This is a genomic window from Providencia sp. PROV073 (genome assembly GCF_033688125.1).
Taxonomy (GTDB): domain Bacteria; phylum Pseudomonadota; class Gammaproteobacteria; order Enterobacterales; family Enterobacteriaceae; genus Providencia; species Providencia hangzhouensis.
This window is the reverse complement of sequence record NZ_CP096355.1, coordinates 118963-132772: the sequence shown is the minus strand read 5'-3', so window position 1 is coordinate 132772 and position 13810 is coordinate 118963. Positions and strand designations below refer to the sequence as shown.

The following is a 13810-nucleotide window of genomic DNA, read 5'->3' as shown; positions in this document are numbered from 1 at the left end:
GCCATGAAGGCCGCTTATTGACAAGGTTTGTGCTGTCAGCGCAATTGATTTGCTGCTCCAAGCTCATTCGCCAATAACTGCTTGGCAGTGCAGAACCTCGTTCCGGCGTGAGCCATTACACATGACAGCGTTTCTGTCAGCCTGTGGACTCTATGCCATTTTCAAAAACATTGAGCTCCAAACCACGGAGCTTCTCACCGGCTTCGCCAGTAGTAGAATCAGTAGTTAAGAGCGTATCAATAACATTTTTAACCCCGTTCAGGGCAGCAAGTGCTTTTAGATAGTTTTGTCCTGGATATTTTGAACCATAGGTCTCATTAAGTGGAATATATGAATACCATGTATACCAGTTTGGCTCACTGCTGTTATCTATGACATGCGAGTCATGAACTGCCTGTGCAGTAGTTGGTTCAATCGAAATCGGCCACTCCCAATCAGGAAGATTGTTAGATAGATGTTTATCAATCACTGACGGGTTATCGGTCCGAATATAAAAAATAAGGCATGTTGCCATGTTCGGTATCCTATTACTTATTTAGAATAAATGCTTTTACTGCCAGCTTTGCTCTAAACCAAGCGCAAGGCTTCTCTTTGTAGTGAAAATTAGCATGGTCATCACAGGCAAGCGCGTACTGCGCCTTATCAAGCCTACAACCGAACTGCAAAACCTCCACAAACAGGCGCAGGAACTCAGGCCCACGAATGATGAGCGCTATGGTTAAGAAATCCAGAAAACTTAGAATCATTTTGCGGATTCCTTACTTGTAGGTTTCAATAAGGCCTTTGGCTCGTAGCGCAGCCAGAGCTCGCTCAATTTTCCAAAGTGGCTGACCCAGTAAAGCGGCCAATTGCTGTGCTGACATACGATTTCCCTTCATTTAGATTTTAAAAAACTCAGATATTGACCCCAAGCCAGCCCTGTCAGAAATGACACTAGCTATTACCAAAAAAACAATTGGAATATACCAACCGCTCATAGTCAAACCTCCCGCCACCCAAAGCGTGAGCAGTGCTGATACAGAAGAAATCAATGCAATAAGAATGACTTTTGTTACGTTCATACAAACCTCTTTTTGTTATTAAATAATATCAACTAAGCTATTTCGACAATTTATAGCCCGTGAGAGCGGATAGCAAAATTTTCATCTCTTGTGTTAAATGCCTGGCAGCAACCACATCATCACCTTCATCGCAAGGATGAACTTCTACACGGTCTAGCTCTTCACGAAGCACAGCTTTGGCCGCCAACTCTAAGGGACTAGCATCTAGCCTTATTGATTCTAATAAATCACGCTTCATGAATATTGCCCTGCTCCCGTTCCTACCATTCCTATTGCTGGGTTCATCCAAAATCCATCAAAGCCGGTGAACATTTCCGCCTGGGTGCGAATGTACTCAAGAATGATGTCACAGGCGATCCAGCGCCGGTTATTCCTTTCTGCGGCCAACCCGCTCTTATTCGACCCACTGAACGGATCAACAACAAGGTCGCCCTCTTCCGTCAGAAAGCGGATAGCCATTTCAGGTATGTCTGTTGGGAACATTGCCGGGTGCGGTGGCAACCCCAGTTCTCTAGCGATTCTCCGAAGCTCCAGAGTATCCGCACAACGGTGGCCGCGCTGGATAACGTTTTTCGGTATCCGTCCTTCCGTGACGTTAGAGAATGCGTTCCCTCTCAGTCGATATGCCCCGTCACCATAACTGACCACTCTGTTATCACCGCCTTGGGCCATCAGCTTCTGATGTTTCTCTGTATGAGGGATCAGGACCCTTCTGTTGTCAGAACGCACCCTGTCAGGGTCGTTGGTGAACCAATAAACAGGCTCCCACCCGGCACACAACTGGTAACGGTTCACACAAGCCCAGTGGGTCGGACTTGGTGGTTTTGACAGGTTGATCCACGGCCATCTATCCATGAGAGAGAGCCCAAGCCGATCATGGAGCGCCAGCACCATTCGCTCAACGTAGAGAGATCTGGAGGGGCTCTTGGCCTCGAATATGTCATTGCTGACATTCAGGACAACGCTTCCTCCTGGCACCAGGTTCTTGACTATCGGTTCGAGTGCCTGAGTAATGAAATCCACCCATTTGGCTTCATCAACGTTTCCATAGCCACGCTGTATACGGAGCGGGAACGGCGGAGATGTCACACACAGATGCACCGGCTCATCGAGGTCAGAGAAAAAGCTCTTGTTGTTTGACCACACCGCCAGCCCAAGATTTGTTGAATAAGCGACCAGTCGAACGCCACCTAGCGCTTCATGCAGGCCCTTCTTGGTTTTGCTTGAGAGCTCCCAGACACCCCGCTCGCCGTCCACCTTCTGGAGAAGGTTCATCGACTTGAGGGTTTGCTGATACCAGCGTATCTGTCTTTTCAGCTTGCTCCGCTTGACCTTTGCCTTGCCAATTTCACTTTGTTCATTCAGAGCGCTTTTCGGGATTCCAGCGAGCTCTGCCACCGAATCGTAGAGCTCCTCATTCGATAACGGCTTATCGGCCTTGGCATACGCCTCTTGGACATGAAAGAGTTCTAGCTGGCTACTCATCATGCCCCTCCGTACCCTGGAATATGTCATTGAGCACAGAGGTCGCCTCGGCGCTCTTTACATCATGCTCGGTGTAGAAAGGCCACCAGGTTAATCCGCCACCTTCAAACCATGAGCAGCGGAACTGGATTGTCTGATCAGGAAGGACTTTGAACTCGACATGCTGGGGTTTGTCATAACGGCACATTGCACCAAGGTCTAGGCCAAACTTTTCTTTAACCAATGTGGATGACATCGACCCCTGCCTCAAACCTTGGCTGTTAACCCAATAGACCCGGTTGACAGCACCAGCAATACCGAAGAATAGGAAAGCCAGTATTGCCCCGGCCTTCAACCATACAAAAACACTTCTCACAATTATCCTTCCTGCTTTACAAATGGTCCTCTGCCATCGAGAGGCTTTGAAAAAATGGCCCCCGGCTCAGACATCGCCGCCTCGACCTCGTACTTGTTAAAAGTCTCCGTCCACCAGCTATTCATCTGGTAAATCGTGATATTAAGAATTGAAGCAGCCTTGCTTTTACTTGTGGCCGCAACGACAGTTCTGAGCTGCCCTTCGGCCCCATAAGTGATCCCGCCATAAACCTTCAACTTCGCCACTATCGTTTTCTCCACCCAAATATGTCTCTCACGTCCCGCACACTTATTTTCCTCCCCAAGGCACAAGTTTTGTCGAATATCCAAGCATTTGCGGGTGCTTCGGGTCCCCCGAACCAGTCACGCCAAATGCCAATACCGGCTTCCCAGATGCAACGAGCTGCTCTAAAAGCCTGTCCAAATGAACATGCAAAGACTTAGGCAGCTTAGTTCGGCTCCCCCAGCAGGGCACCAAGACATCAGCATCCCGAATAATCCTTTCCAAGTGGATTTCATTTTCAGGTCCCACAGGATCAACCGTCGTAGCCAGCTCTCGAACGTCGGTCGCCCGAAAAGCAAAAGCATTACCAACTATGAATCGCCTCCCTCCGTTGACCTTGGTAAACCCTATCCACTTTCTGACCGTGTGATCGTCCTCGGTGGCCGTGGCCGTAGAGCCGTTTACACCAAAATAACCGAACACAAGGCCTTCGGGTTGCACATCCCTTTCCAGACGGTATCTGTACATGCCGCACTTGCTGATAATTGCACTCAAAGTGTCACCTCTTTTTGAATGAAAAACGCCCTTTCACAGTTGCATTTTTTAACACTGTGATAGGATAAAAGTGTAAGTTGAAAAGGAGAGATGACCATGAAACATGTACTGAATATCGCGCTGATGGCTGTTGTTGTTCTTGGCCTGGCTATGCTTGAGTCCACCAACTGGGGTTACGCAGTGCTGGCTATCCCGGCAGTGATTTGGGCCAAGCCGGTGCTTAACCTTCTGCACAAGCTGCCAGTTCTGGCTGCTGCTTTTTGGATTCTTGTTGCTGTTTTCGCGTGGCAAGCGGCACTTGTTGGTATCCTGTTCTATGGCGTACTTGCGACCCCTAAAGCGCCAGCTCCAGCAAACACCAATGGCAAAAAAAGCCGTAAAGCCAATCTGATGGGCACGTACAGCTACGACTTTAAAACCGGCGAATGCTTTAGCTAAGACTGGCTCCACGGTTATTTCTCCTCAGCCTTCCTGATGGGCGCTCTCAGCGCTCTCAGGACAGCTTCTTCAAGAGCTGCGGCCCCCGCTCTATCTCGTCGCTTTGTTAATGCCCCATATTGCTTCCTGATGGGTAGCATAAGCTCTTCGAGTTCATTGCGCTTCCTATCGTCGGTTTCAAGTTTCTCGCTTCGCGCCAAGGCTTCGGCTTGCTCGCTTTTTGCTTGCCACTCTATCTTGTCGCCTTGCACTTCCCATGCTTTAACGTAATGAGCATCATCCAGACCTTTTGCTCCGTTGTCCGAAAACGTGGCCCCTGAGTAAATGCCACCGACAACCCAGCGCCTTTTGCTTTTTCCCTTTGAGAAATACATCTCACGGCCTAAAACACCATCGCGCAAAGTGGCTACCGAGATAAAGAGTCCAGCGTCCCCTTTCCTAAAGCCGCAGAACACAAACTCAAGCGGTTCGTATAAATCACTCATGCTGATCACTCCGAAGAACAGATAAGACCTTTTCAGCTCGCTCCTGGAGGTCTATGAGTTCGGCAGCATCATTACCGCTCAATGACATGTCCCCGCCATAGAGGCGATACTCAACGCTGTTCATCGCCTGGCGAAGCAATCTTAGAAGAGCATTCACGTTTGCCGGTGTTGATAGGGCGACGGCTTCACCTTTCAGCTCACGTCCATTAAATTCCGACCACTCGGCTATGCCTGTCAGTTCGCAACAATTTGAGCAGGACATACTGGCAACATTCTGGGGATCGTCTGGACAGTGTTCATTGATGACAAAGTTCATCTCGTCACTGCCGCACTTTCCACAAATGATGTGTACTTTTTTGCCCATGCTGCTGCCCTTAGTGGAGAGTCTGCTCTTCCACAACAATCATCCCGTCAACCAAGCTGATTGTGGCGGGACCGCAGTTACCCAGCACCTCAGCTTTGACTCCGTTGTTCAACGCGACATAAAGCCGTCTCGCCCCGTTGGTGACGCGGATGCCTTTCTGGTCGAGTTGTTCAAGCATTTCTTCGTAGGTAATTTTTTCTTCCATCAGTTCTCCTCAGCAAGGATCTCGTCGATGAGGTTCTTTGCTATCAATCTGGCATCCAAAGGGACAGCCAGGCTGTCAATTCTGCCTCTTTCATGGGCAACAATGAGTTGCGCCTTCCAAGCTATCCCGGAAAGAGAAGCATCAGGTTCTTTACCTGAGCTTCTCATACATCTTGCGTTTCGGTACGCCGCCAGCCACTCAGGTCTGGTTGAGTTATAACGCCCAAGGCCAGCTTTTCGTTGGAAGCACATTCATCTCGCACCTTTACAGATTCATTTTATGATACTGTAAACAATAAAAAGACACCTTGCAAGACTTTCACATGTGAAAGTTTTCTGGTTTACATCTGCTCGCTTGGATCAAACCCCAGAGCCTTGCACACGTCATCCAGGTCATCGAGCGTGAAGAATCCCAGCGTCAGCTCCCCGGAGCGCTTCGCGGGGTTATAGCGAATTTTGATGGGCCTACCCGTCGCATCGCTCATCAGGGTTTCCAGACGCTTAATGTCAGCATCCCTATCCACTTCTTTGCCCTTCGCTATCGCCTCATATGTATGAACCGGCGTCCTGGTATGCAGGAGATCCCTCAGGAGCTTTTCTCTCTTGCTGATAGGTAACTTAGCCACGGCTCTCACATGTCCCAGGGTGATCTTGCGTGGATTTCTGAGCCAGAGTGTGAGCTCTTCCTCCGACAGCGTACCGGCGCGTTTCAGGTGTGTAACCGTGTATACCTTCTCAATCCCCAGTTCCTCTCTGATCTGACTGTTTGAGCGCCCCTCTCCGCTTAGGAACGCGACCACATAGGCCTTTTCTGCATCAGTCATGTCTGGATGCTGGTGGTAGTAGTCAATGGCTTCTCTTGCGTCGAGCAGTAGGGGCAGGTTGTTCATTCAGGACACCTTTTAGTCACATGACTATATTGAGGCCTATTCTACCCCCTATTTTAGTCACATGACTACTTACCGGCATTTCGTCCCCCATAGCCGCCGATTTTTCTTGATTATAGGTTTGAATCTATATAGGATTGCACCTATATTAAGTAAGGAGAAACCATGTGGGTCATCGAGACAACCGACACCTTTGATGAGTGGTTCGATGCACTGGATGATACCGATAGAGCCAACGTGCTGGCTTCGATGATGGTGCTGCGAGATAGAGGTCCCATGCTGTCGAGACCATACGCGGATACTGTTAACGGTTCATCCTACAGCAACATGAAAGAGCTGCGGGTCCAAAGCAAAGGAGATCCTATCAGGGCATTCTTTGCGTTCGATCCAAAGCGTAAGGGGATTCTTCTCTGCGCCGGTAACAAGACCGGGGACGAGAAAAGGTTTTATGAAGTAATGATCCCAATTGCAGACCGCGAGTTTGCGGCGCACTTGGATAAATTGAAGAAGGAGTGACGTTATGGCAAGAACTCTTGACCAAATGCTGGCAACAGAAAAGCCTGAGGTTGTTGCCAAAGCACAGAAAGCGGCCACTGAGATGTTACTGAACATCCACTTGGCAGAGCTTCGTGATCGCATGAACCTTACCCAGGGGGAAATTGCTGCATCTCTGGGTGTGAGACAGCCGACAGTCTCCGAGATGGAAAAACCTGGACGAGATCTCAAGCTGTCGTCCATTAAGCGGTACGTTGAGGCCTCCGGTGGCAAGCTACGCCTCGATGTTGAACTTCCGGACGGCACCCACTACGGCTTTGCCGTTTAACTCGATACGCCCCGTTATGGGGCGTATTACTTATCTTGCACTTCTTCCAGCCGTTTGCGGTATATCTCTCCTGCACGTTCCCTACCATCGTCGGTCAGCCTAAAGGCCAGCTTTAGAGAAGCATTCCGGTACTTGTTCAACAGGCCGTTCTCCACCAGCGTGTGGCATGACGTTCGGAAGTTCGTTCCATGAATACCGCTCTGGCGAGCTGAGTTGATCATCTCCAGTATTTTTACACCTGGTACAGGCTCGGCTTTTCCACCGGCCTCAATTGCGTATAGAATGAACAAAACGTCCTTTTGAGTTGACGACAACCTCATTCCACCCCCTTATTCATGTCTGATATGAATAAGGCTCCCACGAAAGGAGCCTTATGTAAACCTTATTCATGTGTCACATGAGTAAGATCTAGTTCACGGAGTCTTTCAACCCCTTACCAGCTTTGAACCCAGGAATGTTGGCCGCCGCGATCTGGATGTTCTCTCCAGTCTGTGGATTCCGTCCGGTTCGTGCTGCGCGTTCCTTAACGTGGAAAGTACCAAACCCAGTAAGCGCTACTGTCCCACCCGCTTTAAGCTCCTCTTTCACTGAGTTGATCAGCGCATTTACCGCAGCTTCGGCCTTTGCTTTGCTAATATCAGCGTCTTCGGCCACTTTCATAATCAGTTCGCTTTTGTTCATCTTTATTCCTGTTTGTTTTCTTGGTTACTGTTTACACCTGCATACTCTGGGGTGTGGTTAGTGTTTTCTTCGCCACTCCCAAGGGGGAGTTCTCTCCGATTCCGGTAATGCCCAGAGACCTCGCTTATCGGCTTTGGCCTCGGTCTCCAGCTTGAACAGCTCCGGTGTTTTGGCGTACTGCCGGTACACCCACGCACTCCCAGAACGGACCATTTCGGCATTGACCCATTTGCCATCGACATAGAGATTGGCAACCAGGCGGCCATAACGGTCTTTGTCGATTTGCTCCACTTTGATCATTCGACCAAACACCAGATCTGATAAGGCCTGCTTCGCCTTTGAGCCGTATGGCTGCTTTTTCTCTGGAGTATCGATCTCCGCGAGCCTTACTCGGTACTGGATCTTTCCACTCCGGCAGTCTTTCCCGGTATCGCAGCTTTGTTCCGTTAGCACTTTGACCGTATCACCATCAGACACCCCCACAACCTTTGCAGTGAAGGTCTCTGCCCACACATGAGGAGCCAGCACCAGCATTGCTGATAGGAACGCTGAAATCCCCGTCTTTTTTGCAAAACCGAACCTCATAATCACTCCATCTTTTTTGCAGCCGGTAGAGCCTTGGCCCAGCAGAGCATTGTTTTATCCGCCTTGCTGTCTACGATTCGACAGGCATCCCAGTTAAGAGATGACCAGTGAGCAATGGCAGAGGCCAACCAGTACCACGGTGCAGTAAACACCGGCAGGCCCCCTTCCTTCGTTTTAAATACCTGGTATCGCATGTTAATCCTCCTGTTTGGGTGAGGCTTAGGCCTCGTAATAGAAATTTTGTGTGTCCGGATAAGGTTTAAAGCAATGAGCTGTTGCTCGCCCAAGGGAAAGCACCGTAGCATCAGCTTCCGGCTCTTCCTCGGTATCTTTACGAGACTCCCCACCAAGTTGCGTTACCCATTCGGCAGCGAGCCGCACCCCCTCATCAAACGGCACTTTGTTCTTTTGGAGCACATCAAGATAGGAAAGTAGCAAGCAGTGAGGTGTGATGACGGCGGTGTTCCAATCGGTTGCGAGCCGAGTTTCGGCCATGTCAGAAAACCAAAAGTCTACTTGATGCTTTAATCCTATTTCAGCCATCATGCCATGCTTGCCAGCGGCCTTTCTGCCTTCCTCTACTACATGAACCGGGGCGTCCCAGTAGAGGATTTCACCATCCGCTTCTTGGGTCGCGCACGTTGCACCTTGCGGCCAATGCCTCCGTTCCATAATGAGCTCGCAGAGTGTTTGGTTGCCTACAGGAGCCTTGTAGTCCTCATCGAGATTCACCACGATGGTTTCCGGCTCCCGTTCAACTGGTGGCAGGTATCTGGCGACCAGAGGCATTGTCAAAATCACAGCCCCATCCATGTGAAAGGATGTTGGTGCCTTCACTATTCGGTCCATTACCCAGCACCAAGCATGAAGCAACCGATCCTCTACATTGTCGTCAGCCTCAATCTCTTGAACGAACTGGTTGAAACGAACCTGACTATCCAGAAACAGGCCTGTGCTCTGACACTTATCGCTGATCGTATGAATGAGCTCCGCCTGCTCCAGAAGCATTTCTCGGGTGACTTCTTCTACATCACCAAATGCTTCAAACAACTTTGTCATGTAGTCACGAATTTGCATGTTCTTCCCCCTCGGCATCGAACTGCTTTGCAAGCTCAGGATCACCTGCCCAGCGAAGGGCGTCTCCCATATGCGTGAAAGCGCGTTTATTGTCATCTTGCTTATTCACTCTGACCGGCGTCTTTTGGTCACGAGGCTGTAGTAGCCAGTACCCGGCCTCTTCCTTGATTAGTTCTGCGGCCACCAGCAAGCCGCTCTTCGTTGCAATGATCATCATCAGCTCCCGTGGTTAAGCCAGTAGGCATAGACAGTGATGGCAAGGCCACCCGCGAGCACAATGACTGCGGCGGTACGCTGGACCCACTTCGATGCACCAAACCGCGCCAGGTGTCTCCCCAGGAACTGGAAAGGAGCCGTCTTTCCGATAGCGCGAATCACCCAGGTGATTGCCAACAGAAGGATGGCTGTGGCCGGGTATATACCAACCCATAAGAGATTTACCTCTCCGACCGCGAGTTGATAGATGAATGCCAACAGCATGGCTACCGCAGTCAATACGGCCACAACCTTGGTCCCGTTCCGCCAGTCCCACGCTCGACGTGCGTCACTGGTAAAACTCACCATCGAGACAAGGAACGGCATAAATGGCAGGTTCATGCTGGTGGGTTTATCCATGAATGCGTCAAGACCCACAAACATGGCCGTCATCACCACATAGAACAACAGGGCGGGGACAAGCATGTCGCGTAAAGACCGAACCTGGTTGGCGTTCGCGTTTTGAGTATTCGTCGTCATTGTGTTTGTCCCTTCAACATTCCCCATAGCTGACGGTGAAGATCAGCGATTACCTTGTACGTCCCCTTCACTGCTGGTTGCTCAAGGGTCTTGAGCATCCACAAAGCAATAAACAGGCTGGAAAGCAGTGCCACCACCAACTGGATGTTGTGGCTGCTCAAATAGACGGCATAGCCGTTTAGGCAGGCACTCAATAGCAGCCAGACCCTGGCCGTCATCAGCCCCCAGCGGTGATAGGTCACGAGCAGGTAGGCTGTTACGACAGAACAGAGTGTCATTGCACCAGAAGTGGCTAGGTAAACGCCCCATGTACTGGCCTCGCCAGCGACGTAAGTGCCACCAATGGAGAAGGACAAGCCAAAGATCCAAATTGCTGCATTCCGGAGTAGGGCATCAACAATGATGTAACTAGCAGCGAGATTGATAATTCCGCGTTTTAGCATTACCCCCTCCCGTTATTCTGATACCTGCCCAGCTCAGCCCTGAGCCTATTAATTTCCTCCGTGGCTTCGGCCAACTGCTCCCGATACTTCTTGAACTGCTGATATGAATGCCAGGACTGTCCCTTCGATACTGACTTCGTGATGGCGGCGACCTCATCCGGCGTCAACCGGGTGAGCTGCTCTTCCGGGTAGATCAGGATGGTGTTGCTGTCCCAATCAAACCCAGCATGAATTGCTTTCACCCCTACGGTAGGGGTTCCACCAATCCCTCCAGGCTGGTGGATGACAAGCCTCAAAGGGGCTGAGGCCTTGTGGGGGTGAAGGCTATCGAGAGCATTTTTTGCTTCTTGTAACTCCATTGGTTCACCTCATAGTGAAATCAGGCCCCTGAGGGACCTGACTTTCACATGTGAAAGTTTTTATTGGTTCGCTGAGTCGTCTTGTTGCGACTCAATCATCATTTTTCGCATCACCGCCATGATGGCTTGTGCCGGTTGAGCACCACCGAGTAGCTGACTCTTGCCTGTCTGGTTGTCTACAACAAAGGTTGCTGGAGTACCATTAACGCCGTAACTCTTGGCTTTCTGGATGTCAGCTTGAACTTTATCTTCGTGCTTGCCAGAGCTGAGACACTCACGGAAAGCATCCAGATCAGCACCAACACCCGTGACAACAGAGGCCAAGTCAGAAACACCGGCACCGTTGCCTTTGCTGTGATGGAAAATCTCATTCACGAAGACCCAGAAGCCACGGTTGCCCTTCTGTTCAGCAATACATTCAGCGGCCAACGCTTCCTTGTGAGCTGCCGGGTTATGGAAGTCGAGAGGCATGTGCTTCCACTGCCAATTCACATTGCCTTTACTGGCATCCACAATTTGCTTGGGCGTGTCGTGGAATTGCTTACAGAAGGGGCACTCCATATCAGAGAACTCCACCAGCGTGAATCGGGCACCAAGGTCCCCATAGATGTGTTTGCCGTCTTCGACCTTTTCAGGTGCCGCCTCGAACTGGGCATACTTCTGATCGATGTCGGCTTGTTGTTTCTGCGCGACAAACTTATTGATGCTTTCGGCCACAGCAGCCTCAAACTCTGCCTTGCTTTTGAAGGTGACGCCTTCGGCATCCTTCACCTGGTTGACCGTAGACTTCACGTTGGCGATCTCTTGCGCCAGATCCTTCTCTTTCACGAACTGGTAGATCCCGAACCCGGTTCCTACGAGCCCCAAAATAATGGCGGCAACAACCCCGAGACGTAGTGATTTGGTACTTTGTTCTGTCATATCAAACTGCTCCTATCAGTAAACTTTCACAGCGCTGAGTTCTTGCACGAAGGAACTGGCTTCGAGCTTCGCTCGTTGGGTCAGTCGCCGGATGATGTCTTCGGTTGGTGTGTAGTCCACCAAGTTGCTCTGGTGGATGACGTCTCGCGCCACGGAGTTCAAACTACCCAGGCCATCAATCAGCCCAATGTCTTTGGCCTGCTCCCCGTTCCAGAGCAATCCAGAAAACACCTCTGGGTCGTCTTTCAGTCGATCACCCCGCCCAGCCTTCACTCGTTCGATGAACTGCTGGTGGGTTTTCGATAGAACGCCCTCCCAGAATTTCTTCATGTCAGAGGTAAGAGGGGAGAATGGGTCGAGAAGCGCTTTGTGCTCTCCGGAAGTGATAGCCCGGCGCTCGATGCCGAGCTTGTCCATCAAGCCGGTGAATCCAAACCCTGAGCTGATGACGCCGATAGAACCGACAAGACTGGCGCGGTCAGCATAGATTTCATCCGCAGCAGAGGCGATGTAATAACCGCCAGAGGCACCGATGTCATCAATGATGGCGTAGACCTTTTTCTCAGGATGAAGGGCTCGCTGCGCCTTCACTTCTTCATAAATCCGTCCTGCTTGAACCGGGCTACCGCCAGGGCTGTTTATGCGAAGCACGACAGCTTGTGAATTTGGGTTGTCGAATGCAGCTTGGATGGACGGGATAAGGTGATCAGCATCGGCCAGGGTGCCAGCAGCAATTTCACCACGGATGTTGATATACGCGGTGTGAGGGGCTCCTGCCTTGGCGCTTTGCCACGGCATCCCACCCGGATTAGATGCCAAAATGATGAAGCCGATCATGAGAAGCACGAAACCCGATGCGCGAAGCACACGTAACATGGTCCGCCAGCGCCGGTCTTTCACCTGCTCTTTATGCAGGGTGAACATGTACTTCTCAATGAGCTCTTTCTCCCAGGGGATCTCTTTGTTTTCTGCCATTAGTCTTTCCTTTTGCATGTTTCGATTATCTGTCCCCAGAACTCTTCATCAGCGCTATCAGCCCGGTCTTTGACTTTCTGGTAAACAAGGTTGGTGTTGAGCTGATGCTCTCGACAGAACTGGGCAATGTTGCTGTAGGTCCTGTCCAGATAGGTGAAGGGTTTCCCTTTACCTTTTTTCTTGGCGAGGATGAGTTTCCACTCATCATTGGAGAGTTTGTCTGCGGCCTTCCTTGTGTCCGCAATGCGCCTACGCACCGTTACCGGATCAAGTCCATGCGCTCTGGCTATACTGGCAACGCAATTGAACTTCCGACCGTCAATCATGACTGTAGGCAAATCACCAGCGGCAGCCTCCTTGAATCGGAAACCTCTGTACCCTGGCCTGAAGATCCCAGGAGCAAGTTGCTCACGGAACTCGATTGCTTGTTCTGACCTGACAAACTTGCTGTCGATTTTGCCGAGCATGTACTTAGCCCGAGCGATTACCTGGTAAAGCATCTTTTCCAGGAGCATGGCGTCAGCAGCTCGACTCGGAAGACCAATATCGTCTTCTTGCTCGATACCCAACATTTCTGCATGGCTGGAGCCTTCGGCATGTCGGAAACAGCCGTCGTACTCAAAAAGAAAGGAGGCCAAACCTCCTCTCAGCTTTGCTTTGAACCGGGTGTTGGCCGCGTTCTCTGGCGCTGGTGCCAGCTCAGAAACTTCAAGCCCTAAATTTGCGGCCAACTTCCGTAGGTCTTCCTCTCCAATTCGGCATCCAGGCTGCATAACCTGCGCCAGAGCAGATTCATCAGCACATCCGCGTTCTTTCAGCTCAGCCAAGAGGTAGGGAACTCTTACTACCCCCATAAGCTCAAGCTCCCTGAATCGCGTGGACCACCAGCTCACAGAGTTTCCCGTACACAGGAGCAAGGCAGAGTGAAGCCATCACCATGCCAAAGGCTTTCGATGGAGCCTCTTTGGCGAACTTGGTCAACCACGGCATCATGCCGCACAGAGCAGCAACCATAGCGCCAGCCACCCCCAGGGAAGGGAATGCCATCACTTGGGCCAGAATGAAGAAACACTGGGCGTATGCCGCATGGGTCATCGCCTTCTTATCTGCTGCCGTGAACTCCACGGCATCTACGCTTTTGACTTTTTCCATCAC

The 13810-nt window shown here is 50.8% G+C and carries 28 protein-coding genes; 3 read left to right on the top strand and 25 right to left on the bottom strand.

Features of this window, described 5'->3' with window-relative positions; all coding sequences use genetic code 11:
• Positions 1–136: 136 nt before the first annotated feature.
• The 8 genes from M1F17_RS22070 to M1F17_RS22035 all read right to left on the bottom strand — a co-directional run bounded on the left by M1F17_RS22070 (position 137) and on the right by M1F17_RS22035 (position 3678).
• Complete coding sequence (locus tag M1F17_RS22070; RefSeq protein WP_088212649.1) at positions 137–514, bottom strand: hypothetical protein; 378 nt, start codon at positions 512–514, stop codon at positions 137–139.
• 13 nt (positions 515–527) lie between these two features.
• The gene (locus M1F17_RS22065) at positions 528–746 is read right to left on the bottom strand and encodes a hypothetical protein (RefSeq protein ID WP_088212648.1); all 219 of its coding nucleotides are present in this window, start codon (positions 744–746) and stop codon (positions 528–530) included.
• A 132-nt stretch (positions 747–878) separates the two neighbouring features.
• The gene (locus M1F17_RS22060) at positions 879–1061 is read right to left on the bottom strand and encodes a hypothetical protein (RefSeq protein WP_172693092.1); all 183 of its coding nucleotides are present in this window, start codon (positions 1059–1061) and stop codon (positions 879–881) included.
• 37 nt (positions 1062–1098) lie between these two features.
• Entirely contained in the window at positions 1099–1299 is a 201-nt protein-coding gene (locus M1F17_RS22055) for a hypothetical protein (protein WP_217895750.1), read from the bottom strand.
• Positions 1296–2546: a DNA-methyltransferase gene (locus M1F17_RS22050; RefSeq protein WP_172693093.1), complete on the bottom strand. Its 1251-nt coding sequence runs from the start codon at positions 2544–2546 to the stop codon at positions 1296–1298. Before M1F17_RS22050 ends, M1F17_RS22055 begins: the two co-directional genes overlap by 4 nt.
• Positions 2539–2901 carry a hypothetical protein gene (locus tag M1F17_RS22045; RefSeq protein WP_088212646.1) on the bottom strand — a complete coding sequence of 121 codons (363 nt, stop codon included), beginning with the start codon at positions 2899–2901 and terminating at the stop codon, positions 2539–2541. Before M1F17_RS22045 ends, M1F17_RS22050 begins: the two co-directional genes overlap by 8 nt.
• A gap of 2 nt (positions 2902–2903) precedes the next feature.
• Entirely contained in the window at positions 2904–3146 is a 243-nt protein-coding gene (locus tag M1F17_RS22040) for a hypothetical protein (protein WP_011872897.1), read from the bottom strand.
• 43 nt (positions 3147–3189) lie between these two features.
• Positions 3190–3678: a DUF1643 domain-containing protein gene (locus M1F17_RS22035; RefSeq protein WP_172693094.1), complete on the bottom strand. Its 489-nt coding sequence runs from the start codon at positions 3676–3678 to the stop codon at positions 3190–3192.
• 96 nt (positions 3679–3774) lie between these two features.
• Between M1F17_RS22035 and M1F17_RS22030 the strand changes: the two genes are divergently transcribed.
• Positions 3775–4116 carry a hypothetical protein gene (locus M1F17_RS22030; protein WP_172693095.1) on the top strand — a complete coding sequence of 114 codons (342 nt, stop codon included), beginning with the start codon at positions 3775–3777 and terminating at the stop codon, positions 4114–4116.
• 14 nt (positions 4117–4130) lie between these two features.
• Here the strand turns inward: M1F17_RS22030 and M1F17_RS22025 are convergent, their stop codons facing one another.
• From M1F17_RS22025 to M1F17_RS22010, 4 genes are all read right to left on the bottom strand, one after another.
• A complete protein-coding gene (locus tag M1F17_RS22025; RefSeq protein ID WP_088212644.1) occupies positions 4131–4601 on the bottom strand; it encodes a hypothetical protein in 471 nt (156 codons plus the stop codon).
• Entirely contained in the window at positions 4594–4965 is a 372-nt protein-coding gene (locus M1F17_RS22020; protein ID WP_088212643.1) for a hypothetical protein, read from the bottom strand. Before M1F17_RS22020 ends, M1F17_RS22025 begins: the two co-directional genes overlap by 8 nt.
• 10 nt (positions 4966–4975) lie before the next feature.
• Positions 4976–5170, bottom strand: a complete 195-nt coding sequence (locus M1F17_RS22015) for a hypothetical protein (protein WP_000391491.1) — start codon at positions 5168–5170, stop codon at positions 4976–4978.
• Positions 5171–5510: 340 nt separating this feature from the next.
• Positions 5511–6059: a hypothetical protein gene (locus tag M1F17_RS22010; protein ID WP_001061573.1), complete on the bottom strand. Its 549-nt coding sequence runs from the start codon at positions 6057–6059 to the stop codon at positions 5511–5513.
• A gap of 162 nt (positions 6060–6221) precedes the next feature.
• Between M1F17_RS22010 and M1F17_RS22005 the strand changes: the two genes are divergently transcribed.
• Both M1F17_RS22005 and M1F17_RS22000 read left to right on the top strand, forming a co-directional pair.
• On the top strand, positions 6222–6572 hold the full coding sequence (locus M1F17_RS22005) for a type II toxin-antitoxin system RelE/ParE family toxin (RefSeq protein ID WP_000270043.1): 351 nt from the start codon (positions 6222–6224) through the stop codon (positions 6570–6572).
• A 4-nt stretch (positions 6573–6576) separates the two neighbouring features.
• A complete protein-coding gene (locus M1F17_RS22000; protein WP_000124640.1) occupies positions 6577–6879 on the top strand; it encodes an XRE family transcriptional regulator in 303 nt (100 codons plus the stop codon).
• A gap of 26 nt (positions 6880–6905) precedes the next feature.
• Here the strand turns inward: M1F17_RS22000 and M1F17_RS21995 are convergent, their stop codons facing one another.
• The 13 genes from M1F17_RS21995 to M1F17_RS21935 all read right to left on the bottom strand — a co-directional run bounded on the left by M1F17_RS21995 (position 6906) and on the right by M1F17_RS21935 (position 13807).
• On the bottom strand, positions 6906–7199 hold the full coding sequence (locus tag M1F17_RS21995; RefSeq protein ID WP_001239998.1) for a hypothetical protein: 294 nt from the start codon (positions 7197–7199) through the stop codon (positions 6906–6908).
• 88 nt (positions 7200–7287) lie between these two features.
• Positions 7288–7560, bottom strand: a complete 273-nt coding sequence (locus M1F17_RS21990; protein ID WP_088212642.1) for an HU family DNA-binding protein — start codon at positions 7558–7560, stop codon at positions 7288–7290.
• A gap of 57 nt (positions 7561–7617) precedes the next feature.
• Positions 7618–8145 carry a thermonuclease family protein gene (locus tag M1F17_RS21985; RefSeq protein ID WP_001210659.1) on the bottom strand — a complete coding sequence of 176 codons (528 nt, stop codon included), beginning with the start codon at positions 8143–8145 and terminating at the stop codon, positions 7618–7620.
• Positions 8146–8147: 2 nt separating this feature from the next.
• Positions 8148–8339: a hypothetical protein gene (locus tag M1F17_RS21980; protein WP_001270409.1), complete on the bottom strand. Its 192-nt coding sequence runs from the start codon at positions 8337–8339 to the stop codon at positions 8148–8150.
• 25 nt (positions 8340–8364) lie between these two features.
• Positions 8365–9222: a hypothetical protein gene (locus tag M1F17_RS21975; protein WP_038268741.1), complete on the bottom strand. Its 858-nt coding sequence runs from the start codon at positions 9220–9222 to the stop codon at positions 8365–8367.
• Entirely contained in the window at positions 9209–9439 is a 231-nt protein-coding gene (locus tag M1F17_RS21970; protein ID WP_000972665.1) for a hypothetical protein, read from the bottom strand. Before M1F17_RS21970 ends, M1F17_RS21975 begins: the two co-directional genes overlap by 14 nt.
• Positions 9439–9957, bottom strand: coding sequence for a nitrite reductase (locus tag M1F17_RS21965; RefSeq protein WP_275146045.1), 519 nt, complete (start codon positions 9955–9957; stop codon positions 9439–9441). Before M1F17_RS21965 ends, M1F17_RS21970 begins: the two co-directional genes overlap by 1 nt.
• The gene (locus M1F17_RS21960) at positions 9954–10400 is read right to left on the bottom strand and encodes a hypothetical protein (protein ID WP_000919343.1); all 447 of its coding nucleotides are present in this window, start codon (positions 10398–10400) and stop codon (positions 9954–9956) included. The genes M1F17_RS21965 and M1F17_RS21960 overlap by 4 nt, the downstream gene beginning before the upstream one ends.
• Positions 10400–10759: a hypothetical protein gene (locus M1F17_RS21955; RefSeq protein ID WP_000422769.1), complete on the bottom strand. Its 360-nt coding sequence runs from the start codon at positions 10757–10759 to the stop codon at positions 10400–10402. The genes M1F17_RS21960 and M1F17_RS21955 overlap by 1 nt, the downstream gene beginning before the upstream one ends.
• 60 nt (positions 10760–10819) lie before the next feature.
• Entirely contained in the window at positions 10820–11680 is an 861-nt protein-coding gene (locus M1F17_RS21950) for a DsbA family protein (RefSeq protein WP_275146046.1), read from the bottom strand.
• A gap of 15 nt (positions 11681–11695) precedes the next feature.
• Complete coding sequence (locus M1F17_RS21945; protein ID WP_275146047.1) at positions 11696–12655, bottom strand: S49 family peptidase; 960 nt, start codon at positions 12653–12655, stop codon at positions 11696–11698.
• Positions 12655–13509, bottom strand: a complete 855-nt coding sequence (locus tag M1F17_RS21940; protein WP_000539391.1) for a hypothetical protein — start codon at positions 13507–13509, stop codon at positions 12655–12657. The genes M1F17_RS21945 and M1F17_RS21940 overlap by 1 nt, the downstream gene beginning before the upstream one ends.
• Before the next feature lie 4 nt (positions 13510–13513).
• The gene (locus M1F17_RS21935; protein WP_001370730.1) at positions 13514–13807 is read right to left on the bottom strand and encodes a hypothetical protein; all 294 of its coding nucleotides are present in this window, start codon (positions 13805–13807) and stop codon (positions 13514–13516) included.
• Between the last annotated feature and the right edge of the window lie 3 nt (positions 13808–13810).

Coding starts and splice junctions, on each gene's coding strand:
- M1F17_RS22070 (WP_088212649.1), bottom strand. CDS start 514: ATGGCAACATGCCTTATTTTTTATATTCGGACCGATAACCCGTCAGTG.
- M1F17_RS22065 (WP_088212648.1), bottom strand. CDS start 746: ATGATTCTAAGTTTTCTGGATTTCTTAACCATAGCGCTCATCATTCGT.
- M1F17_RS22060 (WP_172693092.1), bottom strand. CDS start 1,061: ATGAACGTAACAAAAGTCATTCTTATTGCATTGATTTCTTCTGTATCA.
- M1F17_RS22055 (WP_217895750.1), bottom strand. CDS start 1,299: ATGAAGCGTGATTTATTAGAATCAATAAGGCTAGATGCTAGTCCCTTA.
- M1F17_RS22050 (WP_172693093.1), bottom strand. CDS start 2,546: ATGAGTAGCCAGCTAGAACTCTTTCATGTCCAAGAGGCGTATGCCAAG.
- M1F17_RS22030 (WP_172693095.1), top strand. CDS start 3,775: ATGAAACATGTACTGAATATCGCGCTGATGGCTGTTGTTGTTCTTGGC.
- M1F17_RS22025 (WP_088212644.1), bottom strand. CDS start 4,601: ATGAGTGATTTATACGAACCGCTTGAGTTTGTGTTCTGCGGCTTTAGG.
- M1F17_RS22020 (WP_088212643.1), bottom strand. CDS start 4,965: ATGGGCAAAAAAGTACACATCATTTGTGGAAAGTGCGGCAGTGACGAG.
- M1F17_RS22015 (WP_000391491.1), bottom strand. CDS start 5,170: ATGGAAGAAAAAATTACCTACGAAGAAATGCTTGAACAACTCGACCAG.
- M1F17_RS22010 (WP_001061573.1), bottom strand. CDS start 6,059: ATGAACAACCTGCCCCTACTGCTCGACGCAAGAGAAGCCATTGACTAC.
- M1F17_RS22005 (WP_000270043.1), top strand. CDS start 6,222: ATGTGGGTCATCGAGACAACCGACACCTTTGATGAGTGGTTCGATGCA.
- M1F17_RS22000 (WP_000124640.1), top strand. CDS start 6,577: ATGGCAAGAACTCTTGACCAAATGCTGGCAACAGAAAAGCCTGAGGTT.
- M1F17_RS21995 (WP_001239998.1), bottom strand. CDS start 7,199: ATGAGGTTGTCGTCAACTCAAAAGGACGTTTTGTTCATTCTATACGCA.
- M1F17_RS21990 (WP_088212642.1), bottom strand. CDS start 7,560: ATGAACAAAAGCGAACTGATTATGAAAGTGGCCGAAGACGCTGATATT.
- M1F17_RS21985 (WP_001210659.1), bottom strand. CDS start 8,145: ATGAGGTTCGGTTTTGCAAAAAAGACGGGGATTTCAGCGTTCCTATCA.
- M1F17_RS21980 (WP_001270409.1), bottom strand. CDS start 8,339: ATGCGATACCAGGTATTTAAAACGAAGGAAGGGGGCCTGCCGGTGTTT.
- M1F17_RS21975 (WP_038268741.1), bottom strand. CDS start 9,222: ATGCAAATTCGTGACTACATGACAAAGTTGTTTGAAGCATTTGGTGAT.
- M1F17_RS21970 (WP_000972665.1), bottom strand. CDS start 9,439: ATGATGATCATTGCAACGAAGAGCGGCTTGCTGGTGGCCGCAGAACTA.
- M1F17_RS21965 (WP_275146045.1), bottom strand. CDS start 9,957: ATGACGACGAATACTCAAAACGCGAACGCCAACCAGGTTCGGTCTTTA.
- M1F17_RS21960 (WP_000919343.1), bottom strand. CDS start 10,400: ATGCTAAAACGCGGAATTATCAATCTCGCTGCTAGTTACATCATTGTT.
- M1F17_RS21955 (WP_000422769.1), bottom strand. CDS start 10,759: ATGGAGTTACAAGAAGCAAAAAATGCTCTCGATAGCCTTCACCCCCAC.
- M1F17_RS21950 (WP_275146046.1), bottom strand. CDS start 11,680: ATGACAGAACAAAGTACCAAATCACTACGTCTCGGGGTTGTTGCCGCC.
- M1F17_RS21945 (WP_275146047.1), bottom strand. CDS start 12,655: ATGGCAGAAAACAAAGAGATCCCCTGGGAGAAAGAGCTCATTGAGAAG.
- M1F17_RS21940 (WP_000539391.1), bottom strand. CDS start 13,509: ATGGGGGTAGTAAGAGTTCCCTACCTCTTGGCTGAGCTGAAAGAACGC.
- M1F17_RS21935 (WP_001370730.1), bottom strand. CDS start 13,807: ATGGAAAAAGTCAAAAGCGTAGATGCCGTGGAGTTCACGGCAGCAGAT.